At 72.3% G+C, this 21247-nt stretch carries 19 protein-coding genes and 1 pseudogene; 11 read left to right on the forward strand and 9 right to left on the reverse strand.

Features of this window, described 5'->3' with window-relative positions:
* Positions 1 to 51 precede the first annotated feature (51 nt).
* The 3 genes from OH804_RS14005 (at position 52) to OH804_RS14015 (ending at position 3105) form a co-directional block, all read left to right on the forward strand.
* Positions 52 to 1626 carry an FMN-binding glutamate synthase family protein gene (locus OH804_RS14005; RefSeq protein ID WP_406065579.1) on the forward strand — a complete coding sequence of 525 codons (1575 nt, stop codon included), beginning with the start codon at positions 52 to 54 and terminating at the stop codon, positions 1624 to 1626.
* A gap of 373 nt (positions 1627 to 1999) precedes the next feature.
* Positions 2000 to 2521, forward strand: a complete 522-nt coding sequence (locus OH804_RS14010) for a GNAT family N-acetyltransferase (protein ID WP_406065581.1) — start codon at positions 2000 to 2002, stop codon at positions 2519 to 2521.
* Positions 2518 to 3105 (forward strand): GNAT family N-acetyltransferase, encoded by a 588-nt coding sequence (locus tag OH804_RS14015; RefSeq protein ID WP_406065583.1) that lies wholly within the window; start codon positions 2518 to 2520, stop codon positions 3103 to 3105. Before OH804_RS14010 ends, OH804_RS14015 begins: the two co-directional genes overlap by 4 nt.
* On the opposite strand, the gene OH804_RS14020 is transcribed toward OH804_RS14015, so the two are convergent.
* Positions 2997 to 3974: a helix-turn-helix transcriptional regulator gene (locus OH804_RS14020; protein ID WP_406065585.1), complete on the reverse strand. Its 978-nt coding sequence runs from the start codon at positions 3972 to 3974 to the stop codon at positions 2997 to 2999. The genes OH804_RS14015 and OH804_RS14020 overlap by 109 nt on opposite strands.
* 61 nt (positions 3975 to 4035) lie before the next feature.
* Between OH804_RS14020 and OH804_RS14025 the strand changes: the two genes are divergently transcribed.
* From OH804_RS14025 to OH804_RS14035, 3 genes are all read left to right on the forward strand, one after another.
* A complete protein-coding gene (locus OH804_RS14025; protein WP_406065587.1) occupies positions 4036 to 4506 on the forward strand; it encodes a VOC family protein in 471 nt (156 codons plus the stop codon).
* 57 nt (positions 4507 to 4563) lie between these two features.
* Complete coding sequence (dinB, locus tag OH804_RS14030) at positions 4564 to 5751, forward strand: DNA polymerase IV (protein WP_406065589.1); 1188 nt, start codon at positions 4564 to 4566, stop codon at positions 5749 to 5751.
* Positions 5752 to 5873: 122 nt separating this feature from the next.
* Complete coding sequence (locus tag OH804_RS14035; RefSeq protein WP_196922691.1) at positions 5874 to 6242, forward strand: hypothetical protein; 369 nt, start codon at positions 5874 to 5876, stop codon at positions 6240 to 6242.
* Between the two features lie 29 nt (positions 6243 to 6271).
* Here the strand turns inward: OH804_RS14035 and OH804_RS14040 are convergent, their stop codons facing one another.
* Positions 6272 to 7693, reverse strand: coding sequence for a nitrilase-related carbon-nitrogen hydrolase (locus OH804_RS14040; protein ID WP_406065591.1), 1422 nt, complete (start codon positions 7691 to 7693; stop codon positions 6272 to 6274).
* Between the two features lie 109 nt (positions 7694 to 7802).
* Between OH804_RS14040 and OH804_RS14045 the strand changes: the two genes are divergently transcribed.
* Positions 7803 to 8912, forward strand: a complete 1110-nt coding sequence (locus tag OH804_RS14045) for a sensor histidine kinase (protein WP_406065594.1) — start codon at positions 7803 to 7805, stop codon at positions 8910 to 8912.
* Positions 8912 to 9565, forward strand: a complete 654-nt coding sequence (locus tag OH804_RS14050) for a response regulator (RefSeq protein ID WP_406065596.1) — start codon at positions 8912 to 8914, stop codon at positions 9563 to 9565. Before OH804_RS14045 ends, OH804_RS14050 begins: the two co-directional genes overlap by 1 nt.
* A 55-nt stretch (positions 9566 to 9620) precedes the next feature.
* Here OH804_RS14050 and htpG read toward each other — a convergent pair whose 3' ends face one another.
* Positions 9621 to 11549 (reverse strand): molecular chaperone HtpG, encoded by a 1929-nt coding sequence (gene htpG / locus OH804_RS14055; RefSeq protein ID WP_406065598.1) that lies wholly within the window; start codon positions 11547 to 11549, stop codon positions 9621 to 9623.
* Between the two features lie 150 nt (positions 11550 to 11699).
* Here htpG and OH804_RS14060 point away from each other — a divergent pair, with 150 nt between their 5' ends.
* Positions 11700 to 12398, forward strand: a complete 699-nt coding sequence (locus OH804_RS14060) for an SDR family oxidoreductase (RefSeq protein ID WP_196922686.1) — start codon at positions 11700 to 11702, stop codon at positions 12396 to 12398.
* Positions 12399 to 12458: 60 nt separating this feature from the next.
* Here OH804_RS14060 and OH804_RS14065 read toward each other — a convergent pair whose 3' ends face one another.
* Positions 12459 to 13913 carry a M28 family peptidase gene (locus OH804_RS14065; RefSeq protein ID WP_406065601.1) on the reverse strand — a complete coding sequence of 485 codons (1455 nt, stop codon included), beginning with the start codon at positions 13911 to 13913 and terminating at the stop codon, positions 12459 to 12461.
* A 196-nt stretch (positions 13914 to 14109) separates the two neighbouring features.
* Here OH804_RS14065 and OH804_RS14070 point away from each other — a divergent pair, with 196 nt between their 5' ends.
* Positions 14110 to 16893 (forward strand): ATP-binding protein, encoded by a 2784-nt coding sequence (locus OH804_RS14070; RefSeq protein WP_406065603.1) that lies wholly within the window; start codon positions 14110 to 14112, stop codon positions 16891 to 16893.
* 14 nt (positions 16894 to 16907) lie between these two features.
* Here OH804_RS14070 and OH804_RS14075 read toward each other — a convergent pair whose 3' ends face one another.
* Together OH804_RS14075 and OH804_RS14080 are read right to left on the reverse strand one after the other, a co-directional pair.
* Positions 16908 to 17666, reverse strand: coding sequence for a hypothetical protein (locus OH804_RS14075; RefSeq protein WP_196922683.1), 759 nt, complete (start codon positions 17664 to 17666; stop codon positions 16908 to 16910).
* Complete coding sequence (locus OH804_RS14080) at positions 17663 to 18163, reverse strand: SigE family RNA polymerase sigma factor (RefSeq protein WP_196922682.1); 501 nt, start codon at positions 18161 to 18163, stop codon at positions 17663 to 17665. Before OH804_RS14080 ends, OH804_RS14075 begins: the two co-directional genes overlap by 4 nt.
* A gap of 138 nt (positions 18164 to 18301) precedes the next feature.
* On the opposite strand from OH804_RS14080, the gene OH804_RS14085 reads away from it, so the two are divergent.
* Positions 18302 to 19132, forward strand: coding sequence for a DUF3152 domain-containing protein (locus OH804_RS14085; protein ID WP_406065605.1), 831 nt, complete (start codon positions 18302 to 18304; stop codon positions 19130 to 19132).
* A 21-nt stretch (positions 19133 to 19153) separates the two neighbouring features.
* Here the strand turns inward: OH804_RS14085 and OH804_RS14090 are convergent, their stop codons facing one another.
* The 3 genes and pseudogenes from OH804_RS14090 to OH804_RS14100 form a co-directional block, all read right to left on the reverse strand.
* A complete protein-coding gene (locus tag OH804_RS14090; RefSeq protein WP_406065607.1) occupies positions 19154 to 19801 on the reverse strand; it encodes a hypothetical protein in 648 nt (215 codons plus the stop codon).
* Positions 19802 to 19927: 126 nt separating this feature from the next.
* Positions 19928 to 20617, reverse strand: coding sequence for a S1 family peptidase (locus OH804_RS14095; RefSeq protein WP_406066536.1), 690 nt, complete (start codon positions 20615 to 20617; stop codon positions 19928 to 19930).
* An 18-nt stretch (positions 20618 to 20635) separates the two neighbouring features.
* A pseudogene (locus OH804_RS14100) lies at positions 20636 to 20992 on the reverse strand (snapalysin family zinc-dependent metalloprotease); the annotation flags it as partial.
* Positions 20993 to 21247: the final 255 nt, after the last annotated feature.

Below are 21247 nucleotides of genomic sequence, written 5' to 3' on the forward strand. Positions count from 1 at the left end.
CCAGCCAGCTCACCGGTTTGATCCGCCGCCTCGGCGGAAAGAGTCCCGGGCATGACCTGGGCCCGTCGAGCCGTACCCGCCGTCGCCGCCGCCGTCGCGGCCCTCGCCGCGCGGGACCTGATCCAGCGCGACCACGCGCTGCGGCGCAACTTCCCGGTCCTCGGGCGCGCCCGCTACCTGTTGGAGACGATCGGGCCGGAGCTTCGGCAGTACATCGTGGCCGGCAACAACGAGGAGCGGCCGTTCACCCGTGACCAGCGCCGCTGGGTGTACGCGTCGGCCAAGCAGGAGAACAACTACTTCGGTTTCGGCACTGACAACGACATCGAGTACACCCCCGGGTACCCGATCATCAAGCACCGCACGTTCGGTCGCGCCGTGCCGCCGTCCTCACCGACCGCCGGGCACGACGTGCGGTTGCCCTGCGCCAAGGTGCTCGGCGCGGCACGGGGTCGCGCCCGGGCGTTCCGACCGGAGTCGGTCGTCAACATCTCCGGGATGAGCTTCGGCTCGCTCTCCGGCAACGCCATCACGGCGCTCAACAAGGGCGCGGCGCTCGCCGGCTGCCTGCAGAACACCGGCGAGGGCGGCCTGTCGCCGTACCACCGCAACGGCGGTGAGCTGGTCTTCCAACTCGCCACCGCGTACTTCGGCTGCCGTGACGAACACGGCCGGTTCAGCCTCGACCGGCTGAAGGACCTGGTCTCCGGCGCGCCGGTGCGGGCGCTGGAGATCAAGCTGAGCCAGGGCGCCAAGCCGAGCCTCGGTGGGCTGCTGCCCGGGGCGAAGGTGTCCGCCGAGATCGCCGCCACCCGGGGCATCCCGGCTGGTCAGGACTGCGTCAGCCCGTCCCGGCACGCCGAGTTCTCCGACTGCGACAGTTTGCTCGACTGGGTGGAGTTGCTGGCCGCCGAGACAGGACTGCCGGTCGGCATCAAGTCGGCGGTCGGTGACCTGGACTTCTGGCAGGAACTGGCGACCCTGATGCGGGACACCGGCCGGGGTGTGGACTTCGTGACGGTCGACGGCGGCGAGGGCGGCACCGGCGCCGCACCACTGATCTTCACCGACTCCGTGTCGCTCCCGTTCCAGCAGGGCTTCTCCCGGGTGTACAAGATCTTCGCCGAGCACGACCTGCATGAGCAGGTGGTCTTCGTCGGCGGCGGCAAGCTCGGACTGCCGGACAACGCCATAGTGGCGTTCGCGCTCGGCTGCGACCTGGTCAACGTCGGTCGCGAGGCGATGCTGGCGATCGGCTGCATCCAGGCGCAGAAGTGCCACACCGACACCTGCCCCACCGGCGTCGCCACCCAGAACGCGTGGCTCGCCCGGGGCCTGGACCCGACGTTGAAGTCGGTCCGGGCGGCCAACTACCTGCGGACGCTGCGCCGGGACCTGACCAAGGTCGCCGAGGCCTGCGGCGTCGAACACCCCGGCCTGATCGGCACCGAGGCCGTGGAGATCCTGGACGGCCGCACCGGCTCCACCCCACTGCACGAGGTGTACGGCTACCGGCCGGAATGGGGGCTGCCCTCGCCCGCCGACCAGGCGGAGATCATCCGGTTGATGACCCCGGAGGCACCCCAGGGCGGCAGCGCCCCGCCCTCCGCGACCGCCGTCGGCTGAGATCACGCCCGGCCAGCCGGCACGGGCCGCACGCGCGGACCAGAGAGGCCCCAGGCCCGGGGGCGGCCCGCAGGCCCTGGCTGGGCCACGGCCGCTCGGATCGCGGATCGCGGATCGCTTGATGACTGGGCGGCATCTTGATGACTCACAGACATCAGCCGTTTCCCCGTCATGTCCGCGAAGTGCCGCCGCCGGCCACCACGACCGCCAGCCACCACGACTGTCAGGTACGACGACCGCCAGGCACAGCAGCCACCAGGCACAACCATCGCCGTTGCACGTCGGTCGGCCGGGCGGCCGACGCGACCGCCGGCACATCGGTGCCTGCGATAAACGCGTGGAGCCGGCGACTCACCGCGAATATGGTGGCGCGGTGCTGATCAGACGCGAGACACCCGCCGACGTCGACGCCATTCGGGCGGTGCACTCCGCCGCTTTCGCCAAGGCCGACGGCGACGCCGTGCCGGTCGAGGCGACGCTCGTCGACGCGCTGCGCGCCGACGAGGGCTGGCTGCCCGCGTACTCCCTGGTGGCGACCGATTCGGACGGCCAGGTGGTCGGGCACGTGGTGGCCACCCGCGGCCTGGTGGGCGGTGCGCCCGTCGCGCTGGGCCTGGGGCCGCTGGGCGTGCTGCCCGACTGGCAGCGGCGTGGGGTCGGCAGCGCGTTGATGCACGCGGTGCTCGGCGCGGCCGACGCGCGGGACGAACCGCTCGTGGTGCTGCTCGGGCACCCCGACTACTACCCGCGCTTCGGGTTCCGGCCCGCCGTCGAGCTGGGCGTGACTCCGCCACAGCCGTGGGGGCCGCAGTACTTCATGGCTCGACCGTCGCACGCGTGGCGTGAGTCGGTCCGGGGCGAGTTCCGCTACGCCGGCCCGTTCGACGACCTGTGAACCGACCCGCTGTCCGTCGGCGGCGCGCCACCGATCTGGACGGCTGCGTCGCAGCGCTCGCCGAGGTTCACCGGGTCGACCGGTACCCGCTGAACTGGCCCGCCGACCCGCACCGTTGGCTGCGCGAACCGCACCCGGCGCGGGCCTGGGTCGCCGTCGACGCCGACGCGGCCGTCGTCGGGCATGTCGCCGTGCATCGGATCCCCGATCAGGTGGACGGGCGGCCTACGGCCGAGGTGGCTCGTCTCTTCGTAGCGCCGAAAGCCCGGGGGTTGGCGTTGGGCAGCGCGCTGCTGGACCGGGCCCGCCGGTGGGCGGAGAAACGTGGCACGGACCTGGTGCTGGAGTTGGCCGCTGATGGCACCGCGGCCGCTGCGCTGTACGAGCGCGCGGGCTGGCGGTGCCTCGGCACCAGCACGGCGCCCTGGGCCGCTCCCGACGGCAGCCCGGTGTCGCTGCGCCACTACACGCTGCGTCACCGCGCGCCGGGCTCCGACGTCGCACCGGCCAACACCGCGAGGCGACGGGCGAGCCGACCCGCGGCCTCGCGCAGCTCGGGAGGCTCCAGCACCTCCATCTCGTGATCCAGGCGGCCAAGGTGCGCGGCGAGCCACTCCAGGTCGTCGCCGCCGACGACCAGCACGGACCACCCGTCGCTGTCGTCCTCGACCCGCCCCACCTGGGGCGGAACCACCTCGCGCACCCGCTCGGCCGGGGCGTGCACCCGCACCCGGGCGAGGTACCGGTACGGCGCCCCGGTAACGGCCCGCTGCACGAAGGCGACCGGATCCGGGTGCTCGCGTGCCGGGAAGCGCCAGGTCGTCGCCATCGCCGCCCGCATCCGGTCCAGCCGGAACGTCCGCCAGTCGTCGCGGTCGACGTCCCAGGCCATCAGATACCAGCGACGGCCCGTCGTGACCATCCGGATCGGCTCGACCGTCCGTTCCTGCTCCACAGCGCCCCGGTCGGGGTAGTGGAATCGAACGCGTACCCCGTCCCGACAGGACCGGGCCAGTGTCACCAGCAGTTCCGCGTCGATCTCGGCGACCGGGCCGATGAGCGTGTCGGTGGAGCCGTGCACCGCCCGTACCTCGGCGCGGAGCCGCGACGGCATCACCTGGTCGAGCTTCGCAAGTGCCCGCAGCGCCGCCTCGCTCGCCCCGGCGACAGTGCCCCCGGAGGCGAGACGCAGCGACACCGCCGTGGCGATCGCCTCCTCGTCGTCCAGGAGCAACGGCGGCAGCCGGGTGCCCGCACCGAGTTGATAGCCGCCGCCGACGCCCGACACCGCGTGCACGGGATAGCCGAGCGTCCGCAGGCGCTGCACGTCGCGGCGCACGCAACGGTCGGTGACCCCCAGTTCGGCGGCGAGTTCGGCGGCCGTCCAGGACAGTCGTCGTTGCAGCAGCGCCAGCAGGCGCAGCACCCGCTCGGTCGTCGCCTCGACGGTCACCCGTCGATCGTTGCACGGATAGCGGAACGACCCTGTCCGCTATCCGGGGGAGGCTGGGATCATGACCGACCAGATCAGGAAGCAGGGACCCACAGTGACCCGCGACGTCCAGATCACGTTCGACTGCGCCGACCCGGCCCGGTTGGCCACGTTCTGGGCCGAGGCGCTCGGCTACCAGGTGCAGGCCCCGCCCGGAGACTTCGAGTCCTGGGACCAGGCGTTGGAGGCGATGGGTGTGCCGCCGGAGAACCGCAACGACGCGTCGGCGGTGGTCGACCCCGAGGGCACGCGACCGCGGCTGTTCTTCCAGCGGGTGCCGGAGCACAAGCAGGTGAAGAACCGCGTCCACCTCGACGTCCGTGCGGCCCCCGGGTTGGAGGGTGACGAGCGGATGGCGGCCCTGGAGGCGGAGGCCGAACGGCTCGTCTCGCACGGCGCCGAACGGCTCAGTCGACACGAGCCCGCTCCCCCGTTGGGCGCCGGTCATCTCATCATGGCCGACCCTGAGGGCAACGAGTTCTGCCTCGACTGATCGGGCGTTCGCCCAGCTCACTGCCGCGTCGGCCGGGCGTCATGCGAACATGTGTACGTGTCGCCCGGCGCCAGCATCCTGCACGCCGACCTGGACGCGTTCTACGCGTCGGTCGAGCAGCGCGACGACCCGCGCCTACGCGGGCGGCCGGTGATCGTCGGCGGCGGCGTGGTGCTCGCGGCCAGCTACGAGGCGAAGGCGCGCGGCGTCCGCAGCGCGATGGGCGGCCAGCAGGCGCGTCGGCTCTGCCCGGACGCGATCGTCGTGCCGCCACGGATGTCGGCGTACACGGCGGCGAGTCGCGCGGTCTTCGAGATCTTCCGGCAGACCACACCGCTGGTCGAGGGTCTCTCCATCGACGAGGCGTTCCTCGACGTGGGTGGCCTGCGGCGGCTGGTCGGGCCACCGGCCGAGATCGCCGAACGACTGCGCCGGGAGGTCAGCGACCGGGTCCACCTGCCGATCACGGTGGGGGTGGCCCGCACGAAGTTCCTGGCCAAGGTGGCCAGCGGAGTGGCGAAACCGGACGGCCTGCTGGTGGTCGCACCGGACGCCGAGCTGGCGTTCCTGCACCCACTGCCTGTGGAACGGCTCTGGGGCGTCGGCCCGGTCACGGCCGCCAAGCTGCGCGAACGCCGGATCCGTACCGTCGGGGAGGTGGCCCGCCTCGGTGAGGCGGCGCTGGTGTCGCTGCTCGGTGCGGGCGCCGGCCGGCACCTGCACGCGCTGGCACACAATCGCGACCCCCGGGCGGTGCAGGTGGGGCGGCGGCGCGGTTCGATGGGCGCGCAGCACGCGCTGAGTCGTACCCCGCACGCCTCGACGGAGCTGGACGCCATCCTCGCCGGCCTTGTCGACCGGGTCAGCCGGCGGATGCGGACGGCCGGGCGGTCCGGCCGCACTGTGGTGTTGCGGCTGCGCTTCGGCGACTACACCCGGGCGACCCGCTCGCACACGGTGGGTAAGGCGACGGCGGACACCACGCCACTGCTCGCCGCCGCGCGTGCATTGCTGCGCGCCGCGCTGCCCGAGATCGATCGCCGTGGTGTCACACTGATCGGTATCTCGGTGGGCAACCTCGACGACAACCCGGTCCAGCCGGAGCTGCCGTTCCAGCCGGACGTCGGGTCCGATCTGGACGCTGCTGTCGACGCGGTCCGCGACCGGTTCGGATCAGCGGCGCTCACCCGGGCGGTGTTGCTCGGTCGGGAGCCGGGCGTGGAGATGCCGCTCCTGCCGGACTGACCGATTCGCGTGCGGCGTCCGCGGTCGAGCTGCGACCAGAGACACATCACAGCAGGTCGGCGGTTTAGCCGGCGGCTGACGGGTGACCCTTGGGGGGTACAGCCTGACGAGGGGGGCCCACGATGTCCGACGACACCAGCAACCGACCTAGCCGCACCGCCGAGCGCCCGCACGACGTGACCGACCCGCTGCTGTGGCAGTTGGCTGTCGACGTGCTGAGCGCACACGAGCCGGACGACGAGGGCCACTGCCGCAACCTCCAGTGCGCCGGGCAGTCCTGGCCGTGCGCGGCCCGCACCGGCGCCGAGCACTCGCTGCGACTGGCCCGCAGCACACCCGGCTCCGTCGAGCTGACCGTCGACGGCACCGACAGCGAGGACGTCGACACGGACGGGCGCCGCGACGCCGCGGTACCGGCCCCCCGCTGGGGCTGGAACGCCGGCCCGGCGGCGACGCACCGAGGGCCGAAGGCGTCCGCCTCCGCGGCGTGACGGGCCACCGACACCTGAACTGATCCGCGCTACACGGACGAACGCTCGGCCGGTTGTCCGGCCGAGCGTTCAGCTGTCGTGGCGGAGCCAGGCCACCGGCCGCCACGTGCCCCACCCACGGCCAGGACCAACAGGGCCACTGACAACAGCGGAAACCAGTCTCCGGTACGCGAATAGACAGTGCCCCAGCCCGATGTCGGGGCGGCGAGCAGCAGCTCCGCGTCACCGGCGGTGGCCTCGCCCACCATCCTGCCGCCGGGGTCGGTGACCGTCAGCCGGCCGAACGCCGCGGCCCGGACCACGACGAGCCCGTTCTCCACACCCCGGACCACTGCCATCCGACCGTGCAGCCAGCCATCGGAGGTGAAGTCCAGGGCGGGGACGAGCAGCACCGAGGCGCCCTGCGCCCGATACCGCCGGACCAGGTCGGGATGGTCGAGGTCCTTGCAGATCGCGACGCCGAACCGCCCGTCCACGAGCACCTCGCCGTCACCCGGCGTCAGCCAGTCCTCCAGGCCCGGGATGAGATGCTGCTTCTCGTACGTCGTGACGGTCCCACCCGGTTCGAGCACCAGCGCGACGTTGCTCGCCCCGCCGGCCCGTTGCCGCACCGCACCGACGACGACCTGAGCCTCGGTCTGCCGGAGCGCGGCCACGAGCACGGGCATCGTCGTGTCCGACACGGCGAACACCTTCTCCGGCAGAACGACGATCCGTGCCCCACGGGCGACCAGGCCCTCGACCCGCGCGGCGTAACGGGCGAGCAGGTCACGGCCTTGCGGCTCGTCGACCGGAAGTCCGTCCTCGGGCTGGCGCAGGGCCACCAGGCCGACGGTGAGCCGCGCGGCCGGGTCGGGGGAACGGCCCAGCGACCAGGCCGACCACCCGCCGGCGCCGAGCAGGAGGACGAGCAGGCAGGTGAGGGCGGGGCGTGGGCTTGCGCGCAGGGCGGCGAGGGCGATCGGGACGGCGAGCAGCAGGTAGGTGACGCCCCAGACTCCGGTGAGCGCGGTCAGCTGGATGACCGGACGGACGTCGGCCTGGGTGTAGGCGAGGCTCCACCAGGCGCCGTGCGGCAGCAGGCGGGACGCGGCGTACTCCCCCAGCACCCAGAGCGATGGCACGGCGAGGACGGCGAGGGCGGTTCGTCCGCGTAGCAGCAGTACCTGGGCGAGCAGGACCGTGCCGGTCGCCAGCCCGAGGCCGAGCAGGACCACGCCGGCGACCGCGGGGACCGGTAGTCGCAGGGTGCCGAGGTAGTAGCCGACCACGCCGCCCTGACCGATCGACCAGGCGAGGGCGGTCGCGCAGAGCGCGGTCCGCGGGCGTACCCGCGTCGAGGCGAGGATCAGCGGGAGCGGGGCGAGCCAGGTCAGCGCGGGGATCGGGTGCAGCCCGGTGCCACCGAGCCAAAGCAGGCCACTGAGGAGCGTGGCGAGGATCGTCATCATGGGTCGAGCGTGCGGCGCGGGCGGCCGGGGCGGATCACCGTGCGGGCCGGGATCGATCTGGTCCCGTGGAGGGAGGCGTCGGCGCGCCGGCTCGGACGATACTGCCGACGTGAAGCAGTACGTCAATCTCGCCGTCACAGTGGCCGCCGTCGCCGCGACAGTGCTGCCCGCCCTGGTCGGTGGGCCACGTGCCTGGTGGGTGCTGCCGCTCGCGGTCGCGTCGTCGGTGCCGGTGCTGTGGCGGGACCGGGCGCTGATCCGGGTCGCCCTCGTCGTGGGCGTCGCCACGACCGTGTCCGCCTCGCTCGGCGCTCCCCCACTGCTGCCGGTCGGACCGCTGGTCTGCCTCTACACGTTCGCGGCGCGGGCCTCCCTGCCGATCCGCCTGCTCGGCGTCGCGCTCACCGCCGCCGGCCTGCTGGTCTCGCTGCTCTACCCCCGCCCGGACGTGGAGGTGCTGCGTTACCTGTCGGTCGCCTACCTCTTCGCGTATTTGCTGGGCACCAGCACCCGGGCCCGCCGGACCCAGGCCGCGGCCCTCGCCGAACGCGATCGTCGCATCGCCGGTGAACGGACGGCGGCGGTGCTGCGCGAACGCACCCGGATCGCCCGCGACCTGCATGACATCCTCACCCACGCGGTCGGCGTCATGATCGTCCAGGCGGAGGCGGGTCCGCTGCTGGTCCGCCAGCAGCCGGATCGCGCTGATGCCACGTTCGCCACGATCGCCGCCACCGGCAGGGACGCGGTCGTTCAGCTCCGCCGCGCGGTCGGCAGCCTGTACGAACCCGCCGACCAGCCACTTGACCAGCCGGGTCTGGGCCACCTTCCCGTCCTCGTCGAGCGGGTCCGTGCCGCCGGCCTCGATGCCGTGCTCAGCGTCTCGCCGTCCGGAGGTGCCGTCGAGCCGCCGCCCCCGGACGTCGGGGTGGCCGCCTACCGGATCGTGCAGGAGTCCTTGACCAACGTGGTGCGGCATGCCGGGGCCCGATCGGTTCGGGTCCGACTGGACCACACGGCGAACTCGCTGACCGTGTCGGTCACCGATGACGGCTGCGGCTACCGCGGGTCCGACGCGGGCCTGCCCGGGTACGGGATCGTCGGCATGCGCGAGCGCGCCCACGCCTGCGGCGGCACCCTGCGCGCCGGCCCGGCCTCCGGCGGTCACGGCTTCACGGTGGCCGCTTCCCTGCCGCTGTCGGCACCGGCGGTGGTCTGATGCTGCGGGTCGTGCTCGCCGATGACCAGGATCTGTTCCGGGCGGGGTTCGCCACCATCCTCGGCGCCGAGCCGGACATCGAGGTGGTCGCCGACGTCCCGGACGGCGCGGCGGCCGTGCGGGCTGCCCTCGAACACCGTCCCGACGTCGTCCTGATGGACATGCGAATGCCCGTCCTCGACGGTGTCGCCGCGACCCGCCAGGTCTGCGCGCTCACGTCGAGCCGGGTCCTCGCTCTGACCATGTTCGACACCGACGACCACCTGTACGCGGCCCTGCGGGCCGGGGCCAGCGGCTTCCTGCTCAAGGACGCTCCCCGCGCCGACCTGGTGAACGCGGTCCGTGTGGTCGCCGCCGGGGACGCGCTGCTCGCCCCCGCCGTCACCGCCCGGGTCATCGGGGAACTGCACCGGCGCGGCCATCCGGACCCCGCCCGGGCCGCCGCGGTGACCGGCCTGACGCCCCGGGAGACGGACGTGCTGCGCCTGATCGCGGCCGGTCTGTCCAACGCCGAGATCGCCGCCCACCACCACCTCAGCGAGCACACGGTGAAGACCCATGTCGGCAACCTGCTCACCAAACTGCACCTGCGCGACCGCGCCCAGGCGGTGATGATCGCCTACGAGTCGGGTCTGGTGATCCCCGGCCGCTGACGGGACCGGCCGGCGGGCCGCCGCTCGGGCGGGCCGCCGGCCGGTGGTACGCCAGTTACAGGGTGCGCGCCAACCGATCGGCGAGCGTCCGGGTGAAGCGGGCCGGGTCGGTCAGCTCACCGCCCTCGGCGAGCACCGCCAGGCCGTAGAGCAGCTCGGCGGTCTCGGTCAGCGCGGTGGGGTCGCTGCCCTGCTCGTGGGCCTTGCGCAGCCCGGACACCAGCGGGTGGCCCGGGTTGATCTCCAGGATCCGCTTGGTGGTGGGGAGCTCGTGCCCCATCGCCCGGTACATCTTCTCCAGGGTCGGGGTGAGGTCGTGGGCGTCGCCGACGACGCAGGCCGGTGAGGTGGTCAGCCGCGACGACAGGCGGACCTCCCGGACGCTGTCGGTGAGGGTGGTCCCCAGCCAGTCGAGCAGGCCGGCGAACTCCTGTCGCTGCTGCTCGCGCTCGGCCTCGGCCTGCTGCTTCTCCTCGTCGGTGTCCAGGTCGATCTCGCCCTTGGCGATCGAGCGCAGTGGCCGGCCGTCGTACGTGCCGACCCGCTCGACCCACACCTCGTCGACCTGGTCGGTGAGGAGCAGCACCTCGTGCCCCTTGGCCCGGAACGCCTCCAGGTGCGGGGAGTTCTCGATGGCGGCCCGGGACTCGCCGGTGGCGTACCAGATGTCGCTCTGGCCGTCCTTCATCCGCGACACATAGCCGGCCAGGTCGGTGGGCTCGGCCGGGTCGTTGGTGGAGGCCACCGACAGAATGTCCAGCAGGGTGTCCCGGTTGTCGGTGTCGTCGATCAGCCCTTCCTTGACCACGGCGCCGAACTCGGTCCAGAAGGTGCGGTAGCGCTCGGCGTGGTTGGCCTTGAGGTCCTTGACCGTGGCGAGGACCTTCTTGACCAGGCGGCGGCGGACGATCTGGATCTGCCGGTCCTGCTGGAGGATCTCCCGGGAGATGTTCAGTGACAGGTCGTGCGCGTCGACAACGCCCTTGACGAAGCGCAGGTAGGTCGGGACCAGGGCCTCGCAGTCGTCCATGATGAAGACGCGCTTGACGTAGAGCTGGACGCCTCGGCGGCCCTGCGGGGAGAACAGGTCCAGTGGGGCGTGGCTGGGCAGGAAGAGCAGCGCCTCGTACTCGAAGGTGCCCTCGCCCTTCATGTGCACGACCTCGAGCGGGTCGGCCCAGTCGTGGCTGACGTGCTTGTAGAACTCGTTGTACTCGGCGGCGTCGACCTCGTCGCGGGGCCGCGCCCAGAGCGCCTTCATCGAGTTGAGGGTCTGCACCTCGCGGGTGGCGGCCTCACCGTCGGCGCCGGCGCGTTCGACGCTCATCCGGATCGGCCAGGCGATGAAGTCGGAGTAGCGCTTGACGATCTCGCGGACGGTCCACTCGGCGGTGTAGTCGTGCAGGTTGTCCTCGGTGTCGGCCGGCTTGAGGTGCAGGGTCACGGTGGTGCCCTGCGGCGCCTCGTCGACCGCCTCGATCGAGTAGGTGCCCTCGCCGGTGGACTCCCAGCGGGTGCCGCCGGTCTCGCCGGCCTTGCGGGTCAGCAGGGTGACCCGGTCGGCGACCATGAACGCGGCGTAGAAGCCGACGCCGAACTGGCCGATGAGGTCCTGCTTGGCGTGGGCGTCGGCGGACTCGCGCAGCTGGCGCAGCAGCTCGGCGGTGCCCGACTTGGCGATGGTGCCGATCAGCTGGACGACCTCGTCGCGGGTCATCCCGATGCCGTTGTCCCGCACGGTGAGGGTGCGGGCGTCGCTGTCGATCTCCAGGGCGACGTGCAGGTCGTCGGTGTCGGCGACGAGGTCCTTGTCGACGAGGGTGGCCAGCCGGAGCTTGTCCAGTGCGTCGGACGCGTTCGAGATGAGTTCCCGCAGGAAGACGTCCTTGTTCGAATAGATCGAGTGGACCACCAACTGGAGGAGCTGACGCGCCTCGGCCTGGAATTCCAACGTTTCGGCCTGGTTGCTCACACCGTCTCCCATCTCGGCTCGTGCGGAGGTTCGCGGAAAGGATACGAGTCGTCACCGGTCCGGCTGTGGGCGCGTCCGGGTCGTATTCCCGATCCGGTCGGCCCAGCGTGGTGAGATAGCTGACTTTGCCTGACAGAAGTCAGGTCGGATAGCGTGACGGCCATGAAGATCGCTGGAAGCACCGCCCTCGTCACCGGCGCCAACCGTGGCTTCGGCCGACACCTGGCCGCCGAACTCCTCGCCCGGGGCGCCACCGTCTACGCCGGCGCCCGCAACCCCGACAGCGTCGACCTGCCCGGCGTGACGCCGGTACGGCTGGACATCACCGACCCCGCCTCGGTGGCCGCCGCCGCGAAGCTGGCAGGCGACGTGAACCTGCTGATCAACAACGCCGGCATCGAGACCGGCACCAACCTGCTCGACGGCGACCTGGACCTCGTCCGGCTGGAGCTGGAGACCCACTACTTCGGCAACCTGTCAATGGTCCGGGCGTTCGCGCCGATCATCGCGGGCAACGGCGGCGGAACGATTCTCAACGTGCTCTCCGCGCTGTCCTGGGTGAACTTCCCCGGCGTCGGGGCGTACGGCGCCGCGAAGTCGGCCGAGTGGGCGATGACAAACGCGCTGCGCGTACAGCTCGCCGAGCGGGGCGTCCGGGTCTCCGGCCTGCACGTCGGCTACATGGACACCGACATGACCGCCGGGGTCGACGCCCCGAAGTCCGACCCGGCGGTGATCGCCCGGATCGGGGTGGACGGCATCGAGGCCGACGCGTACGAGATCGTCACCGACGAGACCAGCCGCCAGGTGCAGGCCGGGCTGGCCGGCGGCGTCGCCGCTCTCTACCCACAGCTCCCCTGACCCACGACGCGACGGGCCGCCACCGGTAGAAACCAGTGGCGGCCCTTCCCGGGTACGCGGTCAGCTCGCCTGCAACGTCACGTCGTCGATCACGAAGGTGGTCTGCAACGACGAGTCCTCGGTGCCGGTGAACCGCAGCGTCACCGCCTGCCCGGCGAACGCGGCCACGTTGAGGGTGCGCTGCACGTAGCCGGTTGCGGCGTTGAGATTCGAGTACGTCGCCAGCGTGGTCGAACCCGCCTGTACGGTGAGCCGGTCGTACGCCGTGGAACTGGTGGTCTCGGCGGTGTCGATGTGCAGCCAGAACGACAGCGTGTACGTGGCGCAGCCGGCCGGCAGTGACACCGACTGCGACAGGCTCTCGGTGCGGGTACTGCCGTACCCGTTGAGCCACGCCTTGTACGACCCGGTCCGGGCCGGCTGGCCGCTGGCGTTGGTGATCACGCCGGAGGACGCGGTCCACGGCGTGCTGCCGCTCTCGAATCCACCGTTTGCGACCACTTGACCGCCGGTGCAGCTCGGGGTCCCGCCGCTCACGGCGAGCTGCCACAGCGCGTACGCGACACCGTCGGCCGCCCGGTTCAGCACTGTGGCGCTGACGTTTGCGGTGGTGTCACAGGACCGGTGGTAGCACGGGTCGTACGCGGCGTTGGCGGTGCCGCCCCACTTGGCCGCCTGGGAGCTGGTCTTGCGGGCGCTGGCGCCGGCGGCGTAACCCGAGGTGGGGATGCCGGCCTGCTGGAAGTAGTAGTCGTCGGAGCGGCCCTGACCCTCGACGTTCTCCTCCGGTTGCAGGCCCAACGAGTCCCAGTACGCCTTCAGCGGCGCCGCCGTGGTCGAGCTGACCCGGTTGATGAAGTAGCCGCCGTTGGTCGAGCCGACCATGTCGAAGTTGTAGTAGCCCTTGATGTAGCCGCGCTGGGTGGTGCTGAGCGAGTTGACGTAGAACCGGGAGCCGTTGAGCCCCTGCTCCTCGTCGGTCCACCAGGCGAACCGCACCCGCTTGGTCATGGTCGGGTTCCGCGAGGCCAGGACCAGCGCGTTCTCCAGCAGGGTCGACGAGCCGGTGGCGTTGTCGTTGATGCCCGGACCGGCCGAGACGCCGTCCAGGTGCGCGCCGAACATGACCACCTGGTCAGCCGGGCCGCCGGGCCACTCGGCGATCAGGTTGTTCGAGGGGTACGTGCAGCTGGAGCAGTACTGCTCGCTGACGGTGTAGCCGGCCGCCTGGAGCCTGGTCTTGACGTAGGCGAGCGAGGCGGTGTAGCCGGCGGAGCCGGCCCGTCGGTTGCCACCGTTGCTGGTGGCGATGGTGTTGAACTGGGTCAGGTGCGCCTGGACGTTGGTGACGGAGATGTCCGGTGCGGCCAACGCGGCGGCGGCCGCGGCGATCGGCCGGGTCACCGCCGTCGTCGCGGTCGAAGGTGACGCGGTCGCCGGCTGGGCGGCCAGCGTCACCGTCATCCCGGCGAACACGGCGAGCGCGGTTCCCGCGCTCAGCGTTCTGCCTCTCATGGGGGCTCCTCGGGGGGTTGGAGAGATACCCGAGACACTTACAGATATCTATTTCTTGAGCATCGGTCGTTCGTCCCGAACCGCCGCCGGTTCGACGGTGGGTACCGGCGTCGGCACAGGTGAGTAGAGGTGTCAGGATGGGTAGGTAACGCGGCAGGGTCGTCGGGCCCGGAACGGGGGCTTGCGATGGGGTCGGATGAGCGTGACGCGACCCACCACTGACCTGTTCCTCGGTGGCGGCGACACCGGGCGGTTGATGGCACAGCTGGACTGGGCCCGCACCCCCCTCGGCCCGGTCGACGGATGGCCGCAGAGCCTGCGCGCCGCCGTGCGGATGGTGCTCTCCTCGCGGTACCCCATGCTGCTGCTCTGGGGCGAGAGTTACTCCCAGCTCTACAACGACGCGTACTCGGCACTGATCGGCGACAAGCACCCGGGCGCGCTCGGCGACGACGTACGGGTGACCCTGGCCGAAGGCTGGGACGTGCTCGCCCCGCTGATCGAGGAGGCCATGGCGACCGGGGTGGCCAGCTGGGTCCCGGCGCTGCAACTGCTGCTCGAGCGGGCCGGCTACCGCGAGGAGGCGTACTTCAGCGTTTCGCACGCCCCGGCCCGCGACGACGACGGCCACACCGTCGGCGTGCTGACCGTGTGCAGCGAGGTCACCCAGCAGGTGGTCGGCGAACGCCGGCTCCGCCTCCTGCGCGACCTGTCAGTGCTCGGCGACGGGCGCACCGTCGACGTGGACGCCACCGCCACTCGGCTGATCGACGTGATCGACGGCCATCCCCTGGACGTGCCGTTCGCCGCCATCTACCTGCGCGACGGCACGGCGCTGCGACGGGTGGCCTGCACCGGCGGCGACCGGGCGCACGCTCGGGCCCTGCCGGACGCCGTCGAGCTGACCGATCCGAGCCCGCCCGCGTACGCCTGGGGGCTGGCGGACGCCGCCGAGGGTCGGGCGACCCGGGTGACCGACGTCGCCGACCGGCTGCCGCTGCCCGCCGGCCCGTGGAACGACCCGGTCCGCACCGCGCTGGCGCTGCCGCTGCCCTCCGCCGACGAGGATCAGCCCCTCGGCGTCCTGCTCGCCGGGGTCAGCCCCAGCCGAGGGCTCGACGAGGCGTACCGCTCCTTCCACCAACTGCTCGCCCAGCAGATCTCCGTGGCGGTGCGCAACGCCCAGGAGTACGAGGAGGAGCGGCGCCGGGTCGAGGCGATGGCGGAACTGGACCGGGTCAAGACCGACTTCTTCGCCAACGTCAGCCACGAGTTCCGTACCCCGTTGACCCTGATCCTCGGCCCGCTGACCGACGCCCTCACCGACGCCACCGCGCCGCTGGCGGCGGTGCAGCGGGAGCGGGTGGAGACCGGCTGGCGTAACGCCACCCGACTGTTGACGCTGGTCAACAGCCTGCTCACCTTCTCCAGCCTGGAGGCCGGGCGCGCGCGCAGCGACGCCCGGGTGGTCGACCTGGCCGCGCTGACCGCCGAGCTCGCCGGGGTGTTCCGGGCCGCCGTCGAACGGGCCGGGCTGACCCTCGAGGTGAGCTGCCCACCGCTGCCCCGGCCGGTCTCGGTCGACCCGGTCAACTGGGAACGCATCGTCACGAACCTGCTCTCCAACGCACTGAAGTACACGTTCATCGGCCGCATCCGGGTCACCCTCGACGCCGACGACGAGGAGGTGCGCCTCACCGTCGCCGACACCGGCATCGGCATCGCGGAACGGGACCTGCCGAAACTGTTCGAACGCTTCCACCGGGTACGGGGCGCCCGCTCGCGCAGTCACGAGGGCACGGGCATCGGCCTGGCCCTGGTGCACGAGTTGGCCCGGCTGGAAGGCGGTGACGTGCGAGTGACCAGTCAGGTGGGCGTCGGCAGCAGGTTCACCGTGGCGCTGCCCTGGTCGGCGGCGCACCGCACCGCGGTCACCGGCCCGGCGGTGGACGGGCGGGGTGACGCGGCCCGCGCCGCCGTCGAGGAGGCGATGGGCTGGCTCACCGAGCAGGGCGACGCGGTGACCGAGCCCGATCCCGCGTCCGGGCCGGCCACCGACGACCTGGCCGGGGCCCGGATCCTGCTCGCCGACGACAACGCCGACATGCGGGCGTACCTCACCCGACTGCTCACCGGGCAGGGCTGGCGGGTGCGGGCCGTCACCGACGGCCGGCAGGCCCTCGACGAGATCCACCGCGACCCGCCCGACCTGGTCCTGACCGACGTGATGATGCCGGTACTGGACGGCTTCGACCTGGTGCGCCGGCTACGCGCGGACCCGGCGACCCGGGCGCTGCCGGTGCTGGTGCTGTCCGCCCGGGCCGGCGGGGAGGCCAGCGTGGAGGGCCTGAGCCTGGGTGCCGACGACTACCTGGTGAAACCGTTCGCCGCGGCCGAGTTGCTGGCCCGGATCCGGGCCAGCATCCGCCGAGCCCGCGACCGTACCCCCGCGGCGGCGATCGGCGGCGACCCGGCGACGGTCGCTGCCCCGACGCCGCCGACCCGACCCGCCCCGGTCGGCCCCGTTCCGCCGACCCCGATGGTCGAAACCGTCAGCGACGTGTCAGTGGTGGTGGAGGCGCCGCTCGACCCGGACGGGCTGGGCGACCTCCTGGACGTCGGATGGACGTACCCGTCCGCACCCACCTCCGCCGCCGCGATGCGTCGGGACGTCCGGGGCGCACTGGGCGAACTGGACGTCGACCCGGACGTGCTCGAAGATCTCCTGCTCGCCGCCTCGGAGGCCATGAACAACGCCGTCGAGCACGCGCAGCGGCCCAGCCGACCGGAGGTGCGGGTGCGCGTCCAGGTGGGTGGCGGGCTGGTCCGGATCTCGGTACGGGACTTCGGCACCTGGCGGGACCGCCGGCCGGCGATGGACCGGGGACGCGGCGCGCTGCTGATGAACGCCTACGGCGACGTGCGGCTGGTCTCCACCGCCGAGGGGACGACGGTGACCATCGAGCGTCGACTGGCCTGAGCGCCGGCAGCGCGTCAGAGTCGGCCGCCGCCGGCGTCGCGGGCGATGATGCCGTCCAGCCGCTCCCCCGGAGTGAGCCGGGCCGGGTCGAACCAGAAGATCAGCACCTGCTTGTCGCCACTCCATGGCGCCACTCGGGCGTCGACCTGCCGACCATCGACGGTGCCGATGATCCGCTTGGCGGGGCCGACGAAGTAACCGAAGGTGGGCACCGGCGAGGCGAAGCGCTCGTCGTAACCGATCTGGTGGAACCCGGCGCGACGGTCGCTGCCCTCCACGTCGTTGACCAGGAGGTCGGTGCTCAACGAGCCGTCCGGAGCCTGGCGACCGGCGGCCAGTCCCATGGACACCTTGGGTTCGCCGGGCACGGACACCCGGACGAAGTAGTAGACCCGACGCTCGGCGCCGTGCCGCACCCCGCTGTCCACGATCTGGCCGAGGGGCTTCGGTGGCGGCTCGTCGCGGCCCACCGTCGGCGGTGGCGTGGAGCCCGGCGACTTCTCCGCCCACGGCGAGACACCGGCCGACGGTGGAGCGACGGCGACCGGCGGCGGGTGCTCGGTCGGCGCCGGATCGCCCGGACCGGACGCGCCGACCGCCACCACGACGACCACTGCGGCCAAGCCGGTCGCGAGCGTCGCCGCCCCGGCTCCGGCGACGCGCCGACGGGTACGCAACCGGCGTCCCTCGCGCATGACGGTGGCCAGGTCGAGCACGGCGTCGGGGCGCTCGGTCGCCCGCATGGCGTGGCGGAGCCGGTCCAACTCGCTCATCGGCGCGCCTCCTCATCGGCCGTGCGGGGCGTGGCGCTGCGCAACTTCTCCAACGCTCGCGAGCTGGTGCTCTTGACGGTGCCGACGGAGACGGCGAGTTCCCGGGCCACCTGTGCCTCCGGCAGGTCGAAGTAGTAGCGCAGGACGACGATGGCGCGCTCCCGGGGGCTGAGCGCACCGAGGATGGTGATCAACCAGCGCCGGGTGGTCACGTCGTCGGCCACGTCGCCCCGCCGCTGCTCCGGCACCTCGTCGGTCGGGTACTCCCGCATCGGTCGTCGCCACCCGTCGACCAGGTGGTTGACCAGCGTGCGGCGGGCGTACCCGTAGGCGTCGTCGTCGTGGATCCGCGACCATGACGCGTAGGTCCGGACCAGGGCGGTCTGCGCGGCGTCCTCGGCCTGGTGGTGGTCGCCGGTCATCAGGTACGCGGCGTGCACCAGTCGCGCAGACGCCGCCCGCGCGAACTCGACGAATTCCGCGTCACCCCGCGCCACCGCGAACCCTCCCCGTGCCACAGAGCTAGAGACGGGCGGGGCCGGCAAAAGGTTGAGCCCTGGGTCACATCAACTTTTCGCCACTGTCACCCGTCTTCTCCTCCGCGCCGCCGCCGAGCGACGCGCGAGGGGAGAGACATGTCGACGAAGGCTACCCGCCGCTGGGGTCCCGCCTGGATGGCGTCGCTGCTGGTGGTGGCGCTGCTCACCGGATGCGGCCTACCGGCCGCCGGGCAACCCGCCACCGACCCGGTCGCCGCCGGACCGCTGACCGGCGCGGCGGCGACACCGACCGGTCGGCCGACGGCGACCGTCGAGGTCCGACCCAGCACCCCGCCCGTCATCCCGGTCAGCTACCCCGCCACCGGTGGTAACCGCTGGTCGGTGGCGCCCGGCGAGAACACGCCCGGGCGTGCGACGACCGGCCGGTTGATGCGCTACCGGGTCGCCGTGGAACGCGACATCCGGGGCCTGCCGGCGAAGGACATCGCCACAGCGATCACCGCGACGTTGAACGACCCGCGCGGGTGGACGGCCGGCGGGGCGTGGCGGCTGCGTCGGGTCGGTGCCGGCGAACCGACCGACTTCACCATCTACCTGGCGACCCCCGGCACCCGTGACACCCTTTGCCAGGACGTGCCGGACGCCTACACCTCCTGCCGCAACGGTGCCCGGGTGGTGCTCAACGTGGCGCGTTGGGTCAAGGGTGTACCGGGTTACGGGGCGAGCCTGGGCACCTACCGGCAGTACATGGTCAACCACGAGGTGGGGCACAAGCTCGGGTACGGCCACGAGCGGTGCCCCGGGCGGGGTCGGCCGGCGCCGGTGATGCAGCAGCAGACGCTGGGCCTGCACGGCTGCACCGCGAACGCCTGGCCGTACCCGAAGGGCAAGACCCGGTACAGCGGGCCGGTCGGGGCGTACGACGACGGGATCCCCCGGCGTGAGGGCGCCTACTCGGCAGCCTGAGACCGACGGCGGGGCGTGCCCTCAGGTGCGCCGGCGTCGCTCCTGTTCGAGTCGCTCATCCTGGCGGCCCATCTCGTAGATGGCATTGAGGCTGGTCGGCAAGCGGCTGACGTTCTCCGGCACCGGGCCGGGATCCGGTGCCGGGTCGGAATCCGGTACCGGGCCGGGGTCGGGTGCGGCGGCGGGGACCGGGGCCCGGCGGCGCACGAACAGCAGTGCCAGGGCCGCGAGGACCGCCACGACCAGCAGGTACGACGTGGGTGGCCAGGCACTCCGGCTGGGGTCGGCGAGGGCTGGCGGGGCGGTCGGTGCGGGGGTGTCGCTGTCGGGCCTGGGCACGGCGGCCTCGCGGGTGCCGGTGCCCTCGTCGGCGGTGCGGCGATCGGGCGCGGCGGGTGCGGGGAGACCGCCCGCCGATCCGGCGGGCACCGGGATCGCGCTGGACTCCGCCGGGCTGGGCTGACCGGCGACCGGTGGCCGACTCGGCGTGGACGCCCCGGTGGGGGTGGCGCTCGACGGCGGAGCGGCACTCGGCGTGTCGCCGCCGAGCAGGTCGTCGACGATCTGGCCGACGCCACCGATGATGTCGCCGAGCGGATCCGAGGTGGCCGACGGGGACGGCGCCGGCGCGAGGGCGAGGGTCAGCGCGAGGACGACGACGGTAGGCATGACGCCACCTCCGATGTGCCGGATATGCCACGCACCGTATCGCATCGTGAGATGGCGTGGGTGGCACCGGCACACCGGGACGGGGGCGCGTCTGGCGCTCGCCCCCGCCCGCGGTGTCGCTGATGGTCAGACGGGCAGCCCACCCACCTGAGTGGAGATCCACGAGCGGATCGACGGCAGGTCGACGTAGATGGACGGGCCGGTGGCGCAGGTGGAGTTGTTGTTGCCGGCCCGACTCGTCGCGCCGATCAGGTTCCACACCCCGTTGACCCGGCGCACCTGCGGCCCGCCCGAGTCGCCGTAGCAGGCGCCCGAGTTGCCGTTGGTGTTGTTGGTGCAGATCTCGTACGGGCCGTTGATGCCGGAGCACCGGCTGTCGGCCACGATGGACGTGTCGAGCTCGTTGGCCACCGCCGGAGCCGACCCGCAGCCCCGCGGGGCGCAGGTCTGGCCCCAGCCGATGATCCGGGTGGCGGTGCCGACCGCGCCGGAGGTGCTCGGGATCGGGGCCGGCGCGTACGTGACCGAGCTGGCCAGTTGCAGCAGCTTGACGTCGACGCTCGGGTGGTTGACCGCACGGGTCACCCGCACCACCGTCCCGCCGCTGGTGCGGTTGATGCTGCCCACCCGCACCGAGGACGGCGTCGAACAGTGCTTGGCGGTGACCGCCCAGTTGCCCTTGATCAGGGTGCCGGTGCAGCCGGAGACGTACACCATGAAGGGGTAGTTTTCGGTGGCCGGCCGGCCACCGACCACAGTCGGGCCGATGTCCGAGGCGCCGTTCCAGGTGTACGTCGTGCTGGCCGGCGCGGCCAGTGTGCCGGCGAACAGCGAGTTCACCCGGCTCGCCTCTGCGGCGCTGGGGTTCGCGTTGCGGCAGGAGACCGGTGCGCTGCTGCCGGACATCAGGTCGGAGCAGAGGCCGGTGCGCCGGTCCGGCAGGCCCAGGATGTGGCCGACTTCGTGGGTGGCGATGCGGGTGCGGTCGTAGCCCTGGTTGACGGCCGTGCGGCCCATCCAGATCCGGCCCGAGCCGAGGCCGGTCGGCTGCGCGCGGGGCCAGCCGTCGTCGACGTAGATGGTGATGCTGGCCGGGGTGCCGGCCAGGAGTCGGACGTTGCTGACCCGGCTGTTCCAGATCTGCGCCGCCTGGTCGAAGTTGGTGCGGAACTCGCCGGTCCGGCTGGCGTCGTAGTAGACGGTCCGGACGGCGGCGGCCGGCGCACCGGTGGCGAGCTGCGTCCCGGCCGCCGCCAGGATCGCCACCAGCATGGCCAGCGCCACACGTCGCACTTGTCGTCGGAACATCGGGTACTCCCCTACTGTCGTCCGGCGACCATCGGCCGCCAGTCATCGATGTACGCCGATATTAGTGTGACGGCGTTCGATGTTCGGCATAGCGGAAGCGTCATACCGGCGACGTCGACGGCGGTTGGGCACCCGGCA

This window comes from Micromonospora sp. NBC_00860, from assembly GCF_045207375.1.
GTDB classification, from domain to species: Bacteria; Actinomycetota; Actinomycetes; order Mycobacteriales; family Micromonosporaceae; genus Micromonospora; species Micromonospora vinacea.

What these genes read in the sequence shown, in the direction of transcription:
- OH804_RS14005 (WP_406065579.1), top strand. Translation starts at nt 52, where the DNA reads ATGACCTGGGCCCGTCGAGCCGTACCCGCCGTCGCCGCCGCCGTCGCG.
- OH804_RS14050 (WP_406065596.1), top strand. Translation starts at nt 8,912, where the DNA reads ATGCTGCGGGTCGTGCTCGCCGATGACCAGGATCTGTTCCGGGCGGGG.
- OH804_RS14040 (WP_406065591.1), bottom strand. Translation starts at nt 7,693, where the DNA reads ATGATGACGATCCTCGCCACGCTCCTCAGTGGCCTGCTTTGGCTCGGT.
- OH804_RS14075 (WP_196922683.1), bottom strand. Translation starts at nt 17,666, where the DNA reads ATGAGCGAGTTGGACCGGCTCCGCCACGCCATGCGGGCGACCGAGCGC.
- OH804_RS14035 (WP_196922691.1), top strand. Translation starts at nt 5,874, where the DNA reads ATGTCCGACGACACCAGCAACCGACCTAGCCGCACCGCCGAGCGCCCG.
- htpG (WP_406065598.1), bottom strand. Translation starts at nt 11,549, where the DNA reads ATGGGAGACGGTGTGAGCAACCAGGCCGAAACGTTGGAATTCCAGGCC.
- OH804_RS14025 (WP_406065587.1), top strand. Translation starts at nt 4,036, where the DNA reads ATGACCGACCAGATCAGGAAGCAGGGACCCACAGTGACCCGCGACGTC.
- OH804_RS14060 (WP_196922686.1), top strand. Translation starts at nt 11,700, where the DNA reads ATGAAGATCGCTGGAAGCACCGCCCTCGTCACCGGCGCCAACCGTGGC.
- OH804_RS14065 (WP_406065601.1), bottom strand. Translation starts at nt 13,913, where the DNA reads ATGAGAGGCAGAACGCTGAGCGCGGGAACCGCGCTCGCCGTGTTCGCC.
- OH804_RS14085 (WP_406065605.1), top strand. Translation starts at nt 18,302, where the DNA reads ATGTCGACGAAGGCTACCCGCCGCTGGGGTCCCGCCTGGATGGCGTCG.
- OH804_RS14090 (WP_406065607.1), bottom strand. Translation starts at nt 19,801, where the DNA reads ATGCCTACCGTCGTCGTCCTCGCGCTGACCCTCGCCCTCGCGCCGGCG.
- OH804_RS14070 (WP_406065603.1), top strand. Translation starts at nt 14,110, where the DNA reads ATGAGCGTGACGCGACCCACCACTGACCTGTTCCTCGGTGGCGGCGAC.